This is a genomic window from Methylorubrum sp. POS3 (genome assembly GCF_043352485.1).
GTDB classification, from domain to species: domain Bacteria; phylum Pseudomonadota; class Alphaproteobacteria; order Rhizobiales; family Beijerinckiaceae; genus Methylobacterium; species Methylobacterium suomiense.
Map to the genome: position 1 here is coordinate 1,061,118 of NZ_JAPRBT010000001.1, position 14,973 is coordinate 1,076,090.

Here is a 14,973-nt window from a genome sequence, read left to right on the forward strand (position 1 = left end):
CTGTCCGCAGGTTAGCGGAACGAGTGCAAATAATTTTTGAGTCGCCCACAAAATAAAATGAAAAATAACGGGCGTCGACACCGCAGACTGCACGTTGGAGGCACTTCCATGCATGATCGTTCCATGCCGATGAACCGTCGGCAGCTCATCGGCGGCGCGCTCGCGGGCGCGGCGGCGACCGCTCTCCCCGGCGGCCCGCTCTTCGCTGCGGGCGAGGCCCGCAAGGTCGACGTGCTGCTGATCGGCGGCGGCATCATGAGCGCGACGCTCGGCGTGTGGCTGCGCGAACTCGAGCCCGGCTGGTCGATGGAGATGGTCGAGCGGCTCGACGGCGTGGCGCTGGAGAGCTCCAACGGCTGGAACAATGCCGGCACCGGTCACTCGGCGCTCGCCGAACTGAACTACACCCCCGAGGATTCGAAGGGGAACGTGAAGATCGAGAAGGCGGTCGAGATCAACGAGGCCTTCCAGGTCACGCGCCAGTTCCTCGCGTGGCAGGTCCAGCAGGGCGTGCTGAAGAACCCGCGATCCTTCATCAACTCGACCCCGCATATGAGCTTCGTCTGGGGCGACGAGAACATCGCCTATCTGAAGAAGCGGCACGAGGCGCTCAAGGCGAGCCCGCTCTTTGCCGGGATGGAATATTCGACCGATCCCGAACAGCTGAACAAGTGGGTCCCCCTCATGATGGAGGGCCGGGATCCGAAGCAGACGATCGCCGCGACCTGGACGCCGGTCGGCACCGACGTCGAGTGGGGCGAGATCACCCGCCAATACGTCGCCTCGCTGGCAAGCCGCCCGAATTTCTCGTTGCGCACCTCCACGGAGGTGGAGAGCATCGAGCGCAACAAGGACAACACCTGGCGCATCACCTCCAAAAACCTGAAGGACGGTTCGCGCCAAGTCGTCGACGCCAGGTTCGTGTTCATCGGCGCGGGCGGCGGCGCGCTGCACCTGCTCCAGGCCTCGGGCATCCCGGAGGCGGCCGATTACGGCGGCTTCCCCGTCGGCGGTTCGTTCCTCGTGAACGAGAACCCGAGCGTGGCCATGCGCCATCTCGCCAAGGCCTACGGCAAGGCCTCGGTCGGCTCGCCGCCGATGTCGGTGCCCCATCTCGACACCCGCGTGCTCGGCGGCAAGCGCGTGATCCTGTTCGGGCCGTTCGCGACCTTCTCGACCAAGTTCCTGAAGGAGGGCTCGTACTTCGATCTGCTGACCTCCACCACCACCAGCAATGTCTGGCCGATGGTGCGGGTCGGCGTCGATCAGTATCCGCTGATCGAGTATCTCGCCGGTCAGGTGATGCTCTCCGACGAGGACCGCTATCAGGCCCTGCGCGAGTATTTCCCCAACGCCAAGAAGGACGAGTGGCGCCTCGTCCAGGCCGGCCAGCGGGTGCAGATCATCAAGCGCGATCCGGAGAAGGGCGGCGTTCTGAAGCTCGGCACCGAGGTCGTCGCGGCCAAAGACGGCACCATCGCGGCGCTGCTGGGCGCCTCGCCCGGCGCCTCGACCGCCGCGCCGATCATGCTGACCGTGCTGGAGAAGGTCTTTGCCGATCGGGTGAAGAGCGCCGAGTGGCAGGAGAAGATCCGCAAGATCGTCCCGAGCTACGGCACCAAGCTCAATGCCGATCCGCAGAAGGCCTACGAGGAACTCGCCTATACCAGCGAGCACCTGCAGCTCACCCCGCCGCCGAAGCCGGCCGCCGTCACCGTTCCGGTCAACGCCGCCCCCGAGACCACGGGCGGCGTGGTGAAGGCCGTGCCGGACATGGCGCCGTAAGCGCTCCGGCTCTCACGCCGCCCCCTGCTGCGGGGGCGGTGACGGGCGCGGGACGCTCCGCGGTGCCGCCGGCGGCACCCCCACCCTGACCTCTCCCCACAAGGGGAGGGGACAGGCTGCGTTTCATCATAAATCAGCCGCGTTGTGCGCCGCATGATCGGCGTTTCGGGCGTTGAGGCCCAATCGCCCCGGGTTCCCGCGCAGGCTCGATGAACGCCATCCTGATCAAGCTGTTCGCGACCGCGCTGACGCTGAGCCAAGTCACGACGCGGCCCGACGCCGTGCGCACGCAGTTCGACCCGGCGACCGACGGGCCGGAGGTGGTCCGCATCCTGCGCGACGGCTGCGCGCATATGCGCAAGAGCTTCGACATCGAGGACATCAACCTCGATGAACTGATCACCACCGCCATGGAGGATCCGAGCGCAGTCGCGGGCGACAATGCGCCCAAGATCCTGCACGGGCTCGACATCAACGAGCTGAACACGAGCTACAAGCAGTTCTGCAAGGGCGAGAGCCCGGCCAATTCCCCGTTCGAGGCGGGGGCGGTGATCGCCTTCTACAACAACGCCGTGAAGGACCTGCCCTCGGCCGAGGCCCTGCGCGACATCAAGCTCGCCAGCGCCAGCGTGATCCTGGATGCGGCCGGCAAGCCCTATTCGGAGACCTTCGAGCCGAACGGACGGCGCCTCGTCGTGCCGATCGAGGGCGTGCCGGACCTCGTCCGACAAGCCTTCGTCGCCGCCGAGGACAAGCGCTTCTACACCCATCACGGCATCGACGAGCGCGGCGTGATCCGCGCCTTCGTCGGCAATCTCGCCTCGCCGGGGCGCCCGGCCGGCGGCTCCACCATCACGCAGCAGGTGGTCAAGAACCTCTCGGTGGGCGACGACGTCACCTACGAGCGCAAGATCCGCGAGATGATCGTGGCCTCGCGCCTGGAGCGCCTTCAGACCAAGCCCAAGATCCTCGGTCTCTATCTCAACGGGATCTACCTCGGACGCGGCGCCTACGGCATCGAGATGGCCGCCCGCTCGTGGTTCGGGAAATCGGTGGGGCAATTGACCGTTCCGGAGGCGGCCCTGCTCGCCGGCCTGCCCAAGGGGCCGAACTACTACAGCCCCGACAAGTACCCGGACCGCGCCCGCGAGCGCCGCGCCTACGTGCTGACCCGCATGAAGGAGGACGGCGCGATCACCGAGGATCAGATGAACGCGGCGCTGAGGAGCGACCTCGGCATCAAGCCGCCGGACACGGCGCGACGCGAGTCCGGCTTCTACCTGGTCGATCATCTGGCGCGGGAATCCCGCACCTTCGCCGGGCTAGAATCGCTGACGAACGCCTCCTACACGGTCCATGCCACGGTCAATGCCGGGCTCCAGAGTGCGGTCGAGGGCGCGATTCAGGAAGGACTCTCGACCTATGAGCGCGGCACCGGCCGCGCCCGCTACGAGGGGCCGGAGCTGAACCTTGCCGACGCCGTCAAGCGCTTCGAGGCCGCCGCGCCGGTGGCCGAGCCCGCGCCGGAGACGGCGCCCGCCGTGCCGCTGCCCAAGGGCGTGAAGGGGGCCAAGGCCCTGCCGGTGGCGAAGGCGCCCGCCGTCAAGCCCGCGTGGCAGCGGGCGCTGGAATCGACGCGGGCCCCCCTCTACGATCTGCGCTGGCCGCTCGCCGTGGTGCTCCAGACCGGCAAGAACGGCATCAAGGTCGGCTTGGCGGACGGCCGGGTCGCGAGCCTCGACCCCGGTCCCGCCCGCGGAAGGCTTCAGCTCTACGACGCGGTGCGGGTGCGCCTGCGAGAGGGCAAGGGCAGCCTGCGCGCCGACCTTCGGGTGCGTCCCTCGGTCCAGGGCGCGGCCATCGTGCTGGAGAATCGCACCGGAAAGATCCTGGCGATGACCGGGGGCTTCTCCTATCCCCTGAGCCAGCTCAACCGGGTGACGCAGACCGTCCGCCAGCCGGGATCCACCCTGAAGCCGCTGACCTATCTCGCCGCGCTGAATGCCGGGATGCAGCCCAACACCCTGGTGATGGACGCGCCCGTGACGCTGCCGCCCATCGGCGGCATCGGCGCCTCGTGGTCGCCGAAGAATTACGACGGCGGGGGCTCGGGGGCGACGACGATCCGGCGCGGCCTCGAATTCTCGAAGAACCTCGTCACCGCACGCCTGCTGGAAGGCGGCATCGCTAAGAACGCGCCGCAGAGCCTGCAGCGGGTCTGCGACATCGCGCTCGAAGCGCAGCTCTACGCCGAATGCGAGCGCTACTATCCGTTCGTCCTCGGCGCCCAGCCGGTGCGGATGATCGATCTGGCGAGCTTCTACGCGGCCATCGCCAACGAGGGCGCGCGGCCTTCAGCCTACGCGCTCGAATCGATCGAGCGCGACGGCAAGCCGGTCTACGCCCGTCCCCCCAAGGCGCCGGTGCGGATCGGCTCGGCCGACCGGGTCGCGTTCTATCAGCTCAAGACCATGCTGCAGGGCGTGACGCAGCACGGCACGGCGGCTGCCCTGTCGGGCGTCTCCGCCTATGTGGCAGGCAAGACCGGCACCTCGGAGAACGAGAACGACGCATGGTTCGCCGGCTTCTCCAACGAGATCACCGTGGTGGTGTGGGCCGGCTACGACAACGCCGACGGCGTGCGCAAGACGCTGGGCCGTGGCCAGACCGGCGGGCATGTGGCCGTGCCGATCGCTAGGGCGATCTTCCAGGCCGCCTGGGCGAACGGCGTGGCGCGCACGCCGCTGGCCCCGCCCTCTCCGGAGGCGAAGGCCCTCATCGCCGATCTGCCGATCGAGCCCCGCAGCGGCCAGCGGGTCGCGGGCGGCGGCTTTATCGAGCATTTCCGGCTCAAGGACGGGCGCGTCGCCGACACGCAATATGCCCTGGTGCCCCGCGAGACGCTCTACGCCATGCGCCCCGATGCGGAGGACGGCGATTTCGGCAATTCGGAGGACGGGGCGGACGTGGCCGGCGACATCCTCGGCAACATGATGGGCGAGGGCCGGCGTGACGCCTACGACCCCTATGGCCGCGAGTCGCGCTCCGCCGATCCCCAATATCCCGATCGGCGCACCGACGATCCCTGGGGCCTGCGCCGCGACCGGCGCGAGGAGGAGCGCCCCTGGCCCGGCCGCGACCGCTACGGGCAGGCCAATCCCTCGCCGTTCGGCTCGCCCTTCGAGGACGAGCCGCGCCCCCGCCAGCGCCGCCGCGATCCCGACTACTTGTTCGGCGACGACCCGCGCTACTGACGCGGGCCCGGTCCCGCCTCCCATCGTCTTCCCGAGGTCCGTTGTGTCCAGGCATTTCCCGGCAACCCTGCTCTTCGCCTTCGCCCTGGCAGGCCCGGCCCACGCGCAGGAGGCGGCCAAGGGAGCGGCAACCGGCGTCCCGATGCCCGCCGCGATCTCCGAGCGGGTGAAGGATGTGGCGGCGCTCAGCCCCGCCGATGCCACGACCCTCAAGCCCGGCACGGTGCTGTTCCGCGATTCCCGCGAAACGGCGTCCACCAATCCCGAGAACGGCCTCATCGCCTTCGAGGCATGGCGGAAGGCCCGCCCCGCGGAGGCCGCCGCGCTGTCGCCCTGGCCCAATTACAGCGAGCCGGACTACGTCCAGACGGTCAACGGCGTGACCAAGCAGCGCCACGAGACCCTCAAGGTCTACGTGGCGGAGGGCCGCTTCGTGGTGGCCAAGCCGGCCTCCGCCATCGACCTCTCGGCCTTCGCCAATCTCGACTTCCTCGCCAGGATGGACCCGGTGATCCGGCACAAGCGCCTGGAGCCGGCGGACGCCACGCCGACCAAGGATCCGGCCGCCAGCTTCGCCAAGCGCCCGGACCGGCCCTGGTGCGGCGGGGGCGGCAGCTGCATCGAGTCGCGCTACGATCTGGAGGGTAAGCTGCCCCTGGGGGTGAAGCTCGCCAACAAGCTCGAACTCGGCTCGTCCAAGAAGATCGCCGAGTTCGTCTCTTTCCAGAGCGAATTGCGGGTGCTGCCGCCGGCCGAGGCGGCGGGGCTGACCGCACTCACCCGGATCGAGACGCCGGTGGCGGGCGGGCTCGAACAGACGATCTTCTGGGTCAACCAGATCCTGCGCTTCGGCAAGTTCCTGGCGGTGCTGCAACCGGTCCCGAACGATCCGAACGCGACCGTGGTGACGACCTACATGGCTCTGGCCATCAAGGCCGACGTGCTCGACCGCAAGCAGGAATATGCCCGTGTCCCGGTGCTCAAGAACCTGCTGCCGGTGCAGGTGCTGATGGGCAATTCCTCGTTCAACACCGGCTCCTCGATCAGCGCGGGCGTGCCGACCTATGCCCGCAACCGCATCGTCGCCTTCGCCGACGCCCTGGCGAAGAAGTAAGTGCCGCGGGACGGGTCGTGGCACGGCTGAGTATCCGCATCGATCTCGGGCCGGATCACCGGCTCGGGCCGGGCAAGGTGCGGCTCCTCGAGGCCATCGCCGAGCATGGCTCGATCTCCGGCGGAGCGCGGGCGCTGGGGATGTCCTACCGCCGCGCCTGGATGCTGGTGGAGGCGATGAATCGCGGCTTCGGCGCGGCGGTGGTCGAGTCCCAGGCCGGCGGCCGGGCCGGGGGTGGTGCGCGCCTCTCCGATCTCGGCACCGAGATCGTGTCGGCCTACCGCGCGGTCGAGCAGGCCGCGGAGGATGCCACGGCAGCGGCGCTCCACCGGCTCACGGCGGCGTGCCGGGTGGGGCAGGCGAACACGGAAACGTGAGAAATCGTTCCGAATGTTACTCCGGGCGGTGGACGCCTACTGGTATATTGCATACTGTTCCCGCACTCGTTCCTGAGACCGCGAGTCACCTCAACCGGCGCGCCCTCGATCGGCGCGCCGTTTTTCGTGGTGCTCACCGGCTCCCGGGGCCCTGGGCGAGGCCGGCCAGCGTGAACAGATCCACCGAGAGCTTGGCGCCGACGACCAGCGCGTCGGGAATGTTCCGGGTGCGGTACGGGAAGCGGGTCTGATCCGGGTTGACGATGTATTGCAGATTCGGCGTCAGCCGGATCGCCGGCGTGACCTGGATCCCGTAATTCAGCTCCATCATGATCTGGTGCTCGGGGATGTTTCGCGCCACGCCGAGCGAGGCCTGGGCGGCGTAGATGTTCGAGAGCGCCAGCGGCGAAAACTTCTGCGTATTGATGACGAAGCCGACGGTGTCGTAGGGCCGCCCGGCGAAGGTGCCGGTCTGCAAGGCGCCGATCTCCAAGAAATAATCCTCGACGAGCCGGCCCCCGGTGCCCGTCATGGCGACGCCGAACAGGGTCAAGCCCTGAATGGCGGTCGGGTCGGGGCGCCAGACCATCTGGTCGAAGCGGGCATACACACCGGAGCGCCCGAACCGGGTGCGCGGATCGAGCCCGGTCAGCACCGCGCGACCGCCGGTCACGTCGCGCACGGGGTCGGGATAGTCGGAGCGGTCGATCCAGCCGCCGACGCCGTAATTGCGCGGCAGCACATCGTTGGCGAACGTCGTCGTGTAGCCCAGTTCGAACGGCACGATCGCGCCCGTGGCCCCCTTGGTCGAGAAGTCGAGGCCGTTGTCGCCGGGCTGCTGGTGCAGCGGGTTCACCTCGTAGGCCCCGACATGGAAGAACACCTTGTCGGTCAGCCATGCCTTGGCGTGTCCACCCCAGCTCGACACCGGCCAGAAGGTGAAGTTCGAGGTCTTGAACACGAAGGTCGGGTTGCCGCAGGCCGAGTTTGTCTGAAAATTGCAGTAGATCGGCGAGTTCAGGAAGTTGATGTTGGCGACCAAACGCCCGACCTCGATGTCGAGGCGGTTGTCGAACAGCTTCTGCTGGTAGGACAGCAGCGTGAGGCGGGTGGTCTGGCCACCGCCATAGATCTCTTGGACGCTGGTGTTGTTGCCGATCAGGTCCTGGGCCAGGCTGCGGCCGTGGCGATTGGTGACCGCGATGTGGACGGAGGCACCGTCGAGCCCGGCCAAGCGGTTGAGATCGGCGTCGATGCCGAAGAACAATTGGCCCGCCCAGGCCGTGCCCTGACGGATACCGCCGACCGGATTGGCCGCACCTTGGCCGGTGTAGTTCAAGAGAAACGACAGGCCATTGCCGAGATCGAACGTGCCCGGCGGCAGCGTCGGGGGCGTCGCGCTCTGGCCGAGCACGTCGGCGGCGGCCGCCGCGCTGCCATCGTCGCCGAAGGTGCGGCGGGGGGGAGCCCGGCGCACGACGCGGCGGAGCGCCGGGCGACGCAGGGCGGCGGGACCGGCGACGGAGGCGACGGCGAGGGCGGGTGACGGGTCGTTGGGCGCGGGCGCAGCCTCCTGAGCGTGAGCCGGTCCCCCGAGCACGGCGCCGAGGCCGAGCATGGCCCAAGCTGCTGTCACCGCCTTCATGTCGTCCCCCTCACGTAAGCGAGTTCTTGCGTTGATGTGTAAGAGTTCCCGATCTGTGCCGGATGCTCTGATGATAGCGGGCGATGGGCGCGGTACGTGTCACCTTCGCCGGACGTCCCAAGCTGTCTCGGGCGTGAGGGCCAACGGCTCCGGTTGCCGCGTCCACGATCGCGGCGGATAGGCCGCTCACCGTTCCGGGCGGGGTTGAGGGAGGCGCCTGGACGGTGCCGCCCCTCAACGGGCCGGTTTCACCTCGCCTTCCCTCGGTGGGAGATGTTTACGCCGCCCGTTTCTTGAGGAGGCCCACCAGCAATCCCGTCACCAGCGTGCCGGCGACGAGGGCGATGAGGGCGCCGGGCAGGTTCGTGACCGCGTTCGGGATCGGCAGGACGAACAGGCCCCCATGGGGCACCTTCAGGGTCACGCCGGAGGTGAGCGCGATGGCGCCCGCCACCGCCGAACCGGCGACCATGGAGGGGATCACCCGCAGCGGGTCGGCGGCGGCGAACGGAATGGCGCCTTCGGTGATGAAGGCTGCGCCCAGTACGGCGGCCGCGCCGCCGGCCTCGCGCTCCGGCTTCGTGAAGCGGTTGGGGAACAGGCGGGTGGCCAGCGCAATCCCGAGCGGTGGGGTCATGCCGCCGAGCATCACCGCGGCCATCGGGGCGTCGACGCCGGATGAGAGCAGCGCGGCGGAGGAGGCGTAGGCCGCTTTGTTGATCGGTCCGCCCATATCGACCGCCATCATGCCGCCGAGGACGAGGCCGAGCACGAGGGCACTCGCCCCCTGCATGCCCTTGAGCCAGTCGGTGAGCGCGGCGAGCACGGCGGCCACCGGCACACCGACGACGTAGACCATCAACAGGCCGGTGATCGTGGTGGCGAGGAGCGGCAGGATCAGGACGGGCTTCAGCCCTTCGAGGTTCCGGTGCAGGCGGATCTGCTTGTTGAGGAAGGCGGTGACGGTGCCGGCGATGAAGCCCGCCGCGATGCCCCCCAGAAAGCCCGCCTGAAGATTGGCCGCGAGCATGCCGCCGATCATGCCAGGCGCGATGCCGGGCCGGTCGGCGATCGAGTAGGCGATGTAACCGGCCAGCGCCGGGACGATCAGGGCGAAGGCCGCCTTGGCGCCGATTTCCCCGAGCGCGTAGCCGAGCGTGCCGGCATTCTCCGGCTTCATCGCGTCGATGCCGCCGAAGGCGAAGGCCAGCGCGATCAGCAGGCCGCCCGCCACCACGAAGGGCAGCATGAAGGAGACGCCGGTCATCAGGTGCTTGTAGGCGCCGGCCTTCTTCTCGGCGGCGGCCGGGCGGGCCGGGCCGGTGGCTTCGGCGGCAGCGCCCGTATCCTGAAGCTGCGCTTCGGCCAGCGCGGTGGCGATCAGGCCCTTGCCGTCCCGGATCGCCGCCTTGGTGTTCGTGGCGTAGAGCCGTTTGCCGGCAAATCGCGCGCGGTCGACACCGGTATCGGCCGCGATGATGACCACATCGGCGGCCGCGATTTCCGTGGGGGTCAGGGCATCGCGGGCGCCGACCGAGCCCTGCGTCTCGACGCGGATGTCGTGGCCGAGGGCCTTGGCGGAGGATTGAAGCCCCTCCGCCGCCATGAAGGTGTGGGCGATGCCGGTGGGGCAGGAGGTGATCGCGACGATTCTTTTGGGGGCGGCGACCGCCGCCGCGCCCGGCGCCGCGGATGCTCCGGCGAGGAGCCGGTCCAGCACGGCGTTCACGTCGGTGAGCACGTCGTCGATGGCGGCCCGCGCACGGGTCAGCGCGCCGAACCGCCCCTCGCCGAGATCGCCCTCGCCGACGAGGAGCACGGCCCTGGCCTGCGCGATCGTCGCCTCGGGGATCGGGTTGCCCCCGCCCTTGCCGCGGATCTCCAGCGCCAGCGGCGCGTTGCGCCGCCCCGCCGCCTTGCGCAGGGCTTCGGCCGCGAGAACGGCGTGGGTGGAGAGGTCACCGCCTCCCACCACGGCCAAGAGCTGTGCCATGGGTTCCTCCTGTCGCCTGTCGTTCGTGCGGGGCGTTCGCCGACCGCCGGGTCCATCGCGCCCCTGAGGGCGGCCTTGTTCAGTCGAGAGGGTCGACCCGGATCTCCCGGGCGATGCCGTCCACGGTCTCGCGCCCCGGGAGGTTGGCCCCCGTGCGGCTGAGCTTGCCCGCGGCGAAGGCCAGGGCCCGGCGGGCGAGGTCGGGCAGCGGCAGGGCGTCGTGGAGGCCGGCGACGAGGCCGGCGACCAGGGCGTCGCCCGCGCCGACGGTGCTCGCCACCCGTGTCGCCGGGGGGAAGGCATGCAGCGCGCCCTCGCCTGAGACGAACAGGGCGCCCGCCTCGCCCAGCGACACGCAGACCAGCGCAATGCCCGAAGCCTGAAGCCGTCGGGCCGCGTCGAGCAGGGCGGCGGGCTCGCCGAGCGGGCGGCCGGCCCATTCCTCGAGCTCGTGCCGGTTCGGTTTGATGGCGTAGGGGAGGGCGCCCGGGCCGGCGGCCAGAGCCGCGGCCAGGGCTGGGCCGGAGGCGTCGAGCACCACGCGGGCGCCGCGGGCCCGCACTTCGCCCGTCAGCCGGGCATAGGTCTCGGGGGGCAGCGAGCGCGGCAGACTGCCGGCCAGCACCACGAGGCTGCCGTCGCGGGCAAGATCCAGGAGAACGGCCCGCACCGCCTCGAGCGTGGAAGGGCCGATATCGAGACCCGGCAGGTTGATGTCGGTGGTATCGCCCGTGCCGGCGTCCAACAGTTTGAGGTTGGTGCGCGTCTCGCCCGGAATCCAGACGAAGCGGTCGTCGATGCCTTTGGCCGAAAGAGTCTGGGTGAAGGGAGCGGCGTTGTCCTGACCGAGGATGCCGGTCGCGGCGACGGGCAGGCCCCAATCGGCGAGGCAGCAGGCGACGTTGACGCCCTTGCCCCCGGCATCCGACCAGACCGAGCGGGCGCGGTGGACCGATCCGGGCTTCAGGGCGTCGAGGGTAACGGTCTGATCGATCGCCGGGTTGAGGGTGAGGGTGGCAATCGCCATGGCTCAGGCTCCCGGCGCGAGGGAGGCGTCGAGGGCGCGGACAGAGGCCGCGTCCTCCTGCTCGCAGGCGCGCAGGGCGAGCGCCTTCAACGCGGCCATGTCGGAGGCCCGCAGCCGCGCCTTCACGCCGGGCAGATCGCGGGGCGTCATCGACAATTCGTCGACCCCGAGCCCGGCCAGGAGGCAGGCTCCGAACGGATCGCCCGCAATGCCGCCGCAGACACCGACATAGCGTCCGTGCCGCGCCGCGCCCTCGCAGGTCATGTGGATGAGCCGCAGCACCGCCGGATGGAGCGAATCCGCCTCCGGGGCGAGGTCGGTGTTCTGCCGATCGATGGCCAGAGCGTATTGTGTCAGGTCGTTGGTGCCGATCGAGAAGAAGTCGCAGTGCCGCGCCAGTGCGTCGGCCTGGATCGCGGCGGCGGGGACTTCGATCATGATGCCGAGGGGCACCGGCGGCGCGCCGACCTCGCCGCGGATGCGCTCGCAGATCTCGCGGAGCTTCAGCACCTCGGGCACCGAGGTGATCATCGGCATCATGATGGAGAGCGGCGCGTCCTTGCCCGTCGGTGCATCGGCGGGCACGTGGTCTTTGGCGGCGCGGTAGAGGGCGCGCAATTGCGGCTCCATCAGATCGGGCCGGCGCAGCAGGAGGCGGGCGCCCCGCACGCCGAGGAAGGGGTTTTCCTCCTTCGGCAGGTGCAGGTGGGCGACCTGCTTGTCGCCGCCGATATCGAGGGTGCGCACGATCAGCGGGCGCCCGGCAAGCGCCTTCAGCATGGCCGCGTAGGTCTCGTACTGGTCGTCCTCCGAGGGCGTGTCGCCGCGCTCCAGGAACAGGAACTCGGTGCGCATCAGGCCGACGCCCTCGGCACCCTGATCGAGGGCGAGCGGCACCTGATCCGGATTGTTGACGTTGCCGCCGATGGCGATGCGGTGGCCGTCGCGGGTCTCGGCGGGCTTGGCCCGCTCCCGCGCCTCGGCCTCGGCCTGTTCGCGTTGCCGGGTCCGCCACGCCTCGGCCGCGGCGATGTCGGCCTCGCTCGGATCGAGGTAGAGGCGGCCGGTGGTGCCGTCGAGGATCGCGCGGGTGCGGTTCTCGACCGCGAGCAGGCCGGGGCCGCCGGCCACCATCGCCGGGATGCCCAGCGTCCGCGCCAGGATCGCGGTATGCGAGGTCGGTCCGCCCTGGGCGGTGGCCAGCCCGATGACGCGGGTCGGGTCGAGTCCGGCGGTGTCGGAAGGGGCGAGGTCGGGAGCGATCAGGATGCAGGGCACGTCCGGCAGGTCGTGGCCGCTCGTCAGGGCCGGGTCGATCTGCGCGAGCACCCGGCGGCCGACATCGCGGAGATCCGCGGCGCGGGCGGCGAGCACGGGGTTGCCCAGAGCCGCGAGCCGGTCCGCCATCCGCTCCACGGCTTCATTCCAGGCAAACGCCACACCGTGGCCCTCGACCATGAGCTGGCAGGCGAGCGTGATGAGGTCGGTGTCCGCGATCAGCTCCGCCTGCGCGGAGATGATGCCGGCATCCGCCTTGCCGAGGCGGCGGGCGGTGTCGTCGGTGAGCGCCTCGAGCTGGCCGCGGGTGACGGCGAGCGCCCGGTGCAGACGGTCCGCGCCGGAGGTCAGGGGCTCGGGCGCGTCCGGCACCACGATCTCGGCGGCGGCGAGCACGTGAACCGGCCCGATGGTGAGGCCGGGGCTCGCCCCGATGCCGGCCAGGGTCTGCGGCCGATCCGACGGGTTCCAGCCGGCCACCGGGGCGGCGGCCTTGGCCGCGGCCTCCGCCGCGCGCTGCGCCGCCGCCTTCTCGCCCGCACTCAGGCCGGTCACCGCGGCGCAGATCCTGGCGAGGGCCCCGGCCTCGTCGTCGCCTTCCGCCGAGATCGTCACCTCGTCGCCGCAACGCAGGCCCAGTTGGAGGAGCGCGATCAGGTTCTTGGCATCGGCCACCTGATCGCCGTGACGGACTTGGATGCGGGCCGGGCAGGCCCGCGCCGTCTCGACCCAGTGAGAGGCGGGCCGGGCATGCAGGCCGGTCGGATAATCGACCGTCCAGTCGAAGCGCTGGCGCAGGTCGGTGGCCGGGCCCGTGCTGGCGGGCGCCGCCGAATCCTCGGTCAGGGCCGTCGCGATCTCCGCTTCGCTCGCGGTGGAGCGCAGGCGTTCCAGCCGGTCCTCGTCCTGGATCAGGCGGGTGAGGCGGCGCAGCACGGTGATGTGGGCGTCGGACTGCGCCGCGATGGCGACGATGAGATGGGCGATGTGCCCGTCGTGCCATGCGATGCCGCCGGGCACCTGCAGGACGGCCAGCCCGCTCTCCCGCACGAGATGACGGTCGTCGACCATGCCGTGCGGAATGACGACGCCGTGGCCGAGATAGGTGTTCGATACGCCCTCGCGGCGCAGCATGCTCTCGCCATAGGGCGCTTCGATGCAGCCGGCGGCCGTCAACAGCGCGGCCGCCTCGCGGATCGCCGCTTCCTTGTCGGCAGGCGCGGCGCCCAGGCGGACGAGTAACCGCGGGCTTGTGCGGAGGCTCGGAAAGTGCGGCGTCGGTGCGAGCATGGCGTGCTCTCCTCCCTGTCGCACCGGGCGGCACGGAGGCCGTCGGCGTTGTTGTGCCGAATGAAAACGTTTTCACAAGCTGTGTCAAGCGTACTCAGCATGAAAGTGCAGGGGGACCGCTTGCTGCGCCAGTCACGGGGTGGCAGAACGTCGGTATGCATCTGAAAACGTTTTCCCGCGGATGACCGTCGGTATCCGCGATGTGGCCCGCGCGGCGGGCGTCTCGACGGCGACCGTGTCACGGGCGCTCGGCCGCGGCCCGGTCAGCGATGCGGTGCGCGAGCAGGTCGAGGCGGCGGTGCGTGCTACCGGCTACCGGCCGAACCTCTCGGCCCGGCGGCTGCGCTCGAAATCGGCGCAGACGATCGGCCTGATCGTGGCTGACATCCGCAACCCGTTCTTCACGGCGGTGAGCCGGGCCGTGGAGGATGCGGCCTACGCGGCGGGCATGCGGCTGATCCTGTGCAACACCGACGAGGATCCGGCCCGCGAAGCCCTGTATCTCCGCCTGATGGAGGAGGAGCGCGTCACCGGCGTGATCTTCGCTCCCACCAAGGCGACGGCCGACGCGCTGACCTCCGAGAGTCTCGGCTTCCCCACCGTGTTCATCGACCGCTCGGGCCTGCCCGGTGCCCATGACAGCGTCGTGCTCGACAATGTCGCTGCGGCGGCGGCTCTGGTCGATCACCTCGCGGCCCAGGGCTTCTCGCGGATCGGCGGCCTGTTCGGCTCGACCAGTTCCACCGCGCGCGAGCGTCAGGCCGGTTACGAGGCGGCCATGAGCCGTCACCGCCTCGCGCCGCTCGTCCGTTCGGTCGCCCCCAATGCCGCCGCCGCCGAGGCGGAAGCCACCCGCTGGCTCGGCCAGTCCGACCGGCCGGAGGCGCTGATCCTGTCGAACGGCCTGATCCTGATGGGTGCCGTCCGCGCCGCCCGCGCCCGCGGCCTCGCCGTGCCGCAGGACCTCGCCCTGGCCGGTTTCGACAACGAGCCCTGGACCGACCTCGTCGAGCCCGGCCTCACCGTGATCGAGCAGCCGGTCGCGGAGATCGGCGCCCAGGCGATGCGCCTGCTGTTCGAGCGCATCGAGAGCCCGGACCAGCCGGTGCGCAAGGTGGTGCTGAGCGGACGGGCGGTGTTGCGGGGGTCGACGCGGCGGCAAGCCTGAGCAAGGCGACCGACGGGAGATTGTGGATTGGCCGATTTGGCG

9 protein-coding genes are annotated in these 14,973 nt (G+C 70.1%); 5 read left to right on the forward strand and 4 right to left on the reverse strand.

All coding sequences use genetic code 11. The annotated features are described in order from the left end of the window. Window positions 1-123 precede the first annotated feature (123 nt). From mqo to OWC43_RS05015, 4 genes are all read left to right on the forward strand, one after another. Complete coding sequence (gene mqo, locus OWC43_RS05000) at window positions 124-1,785, forward strand: malate dehydrogenase (quinone) (RefSeq protein ID WP_393958496.1); 1,662 nt, start codon at window positions 124-126, stop codon at window positions 1,783-1,785. Between the two features lie 209 nt (window positions 1,786-1,994). After that, a complete protein-coding gene (locus tag OWC43_RS05005) occupies window positions 1,995-5,039 on the forward strand; it encodes a penicillin-binding protein 1A (protein ID WP_393955921.1) in 3,045 nt (1,014 codons plus the stop codon). Between the two features lie 43 nt (window positions 5,040-5,082). Next, window positions 5,083-6,153 (forward strand): hypothetical protein, encoded by a 1,071-nt coding sequence (locus tag OWC43_RS05010; protein ID WP_393955922.1) that lies wholly within the window; start codon window positions 5,083-5,085, stop codon window positions 6,151-6,153. Between the two features lie 17 nt (window positions 6,154-6,170). Beyond that, window positions 6,171-6,530: a winged helix-turn-helix domain-containing protein gene (locus OWC43_RS05015; RefSeq protein WP_393955923.1), complete on the forward strand. Its 360-nt coding sequence runs from the start codon at window positions 6,171-6,173 to the stop codon at window positions 6,528-6,530. Window positions 6,531-6,663: 133 nt separating this feature from the next. Here OWC43_RS05015 and OWC43_RS05020 read toward each other — a convergent pair whose 3' ends face one another. The 4 genes from OWC43_RS05020 to ptsP all read right to left on the reverse strand — a co-directional run bounded on the left by OWC43_RS05020 (window position 6,664) and on the right by ptsP (window position 13,763). Beyond that, the gene (locus OWC43_RS05020; RefSeq protein WP_393955924.1) at window positions 6,664-8,175 is read right to left on the reverse strand and encodes a carbohydrate porin; all 1,512 of its coding nucleotides are present in this window, start codon (window positions 8,173-8,175) and stop codon (window positions 6,664-6,666) included. Window positions 8,176-8,452: 277 nt separating this feature from the next. Beyond that, window positions 8,453-10,168: a fructose-specific PTS transporter subunit EIIC gene (locus OWC43_RS05025; RefSeq protein WP_393955925.1), complete on the reverse strand. Its 1,716-nt coding sequence runs from the start codon at window positions 10,166-10,168 to the stop codon at window positions 8,453-8,455. A gap of 79 nt (window positions 10,169-10,247) precedes the next feature. Then, window positions 10,248-11,195, reverse strand: coding sequence for a 1-phosphofructokinase (gene pfkB, locus OWC43_RS05030; protein WP_393955926.1), 948 nt, complete (start codon window positions 11,193-11,195; stop codon window positions 10,248-10,250). 3 nt (window positions 11,196-11,198) lie between these two features. Then, window positions 11,199-13,763 carry a phosphoenolpyruvate--protein phosphotransferase gene (ptsP, locus tag OWC43_RS05035; protein ID WP_393955927.1) on the reverse strand — a complete coding sequence of 855 codons (2,565 nt, stop codon included), beginning with the start codon at window positions 13,761-13,763 and terminating at the stop codon, window positions 11,199-11,201. A 181-nt stretch (window positions 13,764-13,944) separates the two neighbouring features. On the opposite strand from ptsP, the gene OWC43_RS05040 reads away from it, so the two are divergent. Beyond that, a complete protein-coding gene (locus tag OWC43_RS05040) occupies window positions 13,945-14,931 on the forward strand; it encodes a LacI family DNA-binding transcriptional regulator (protein WP_393955928.1) in 987 nt (328 codons plus the stop codon). Window positions 14,932-14,973 lie beyond the last annotated feature (42 nt).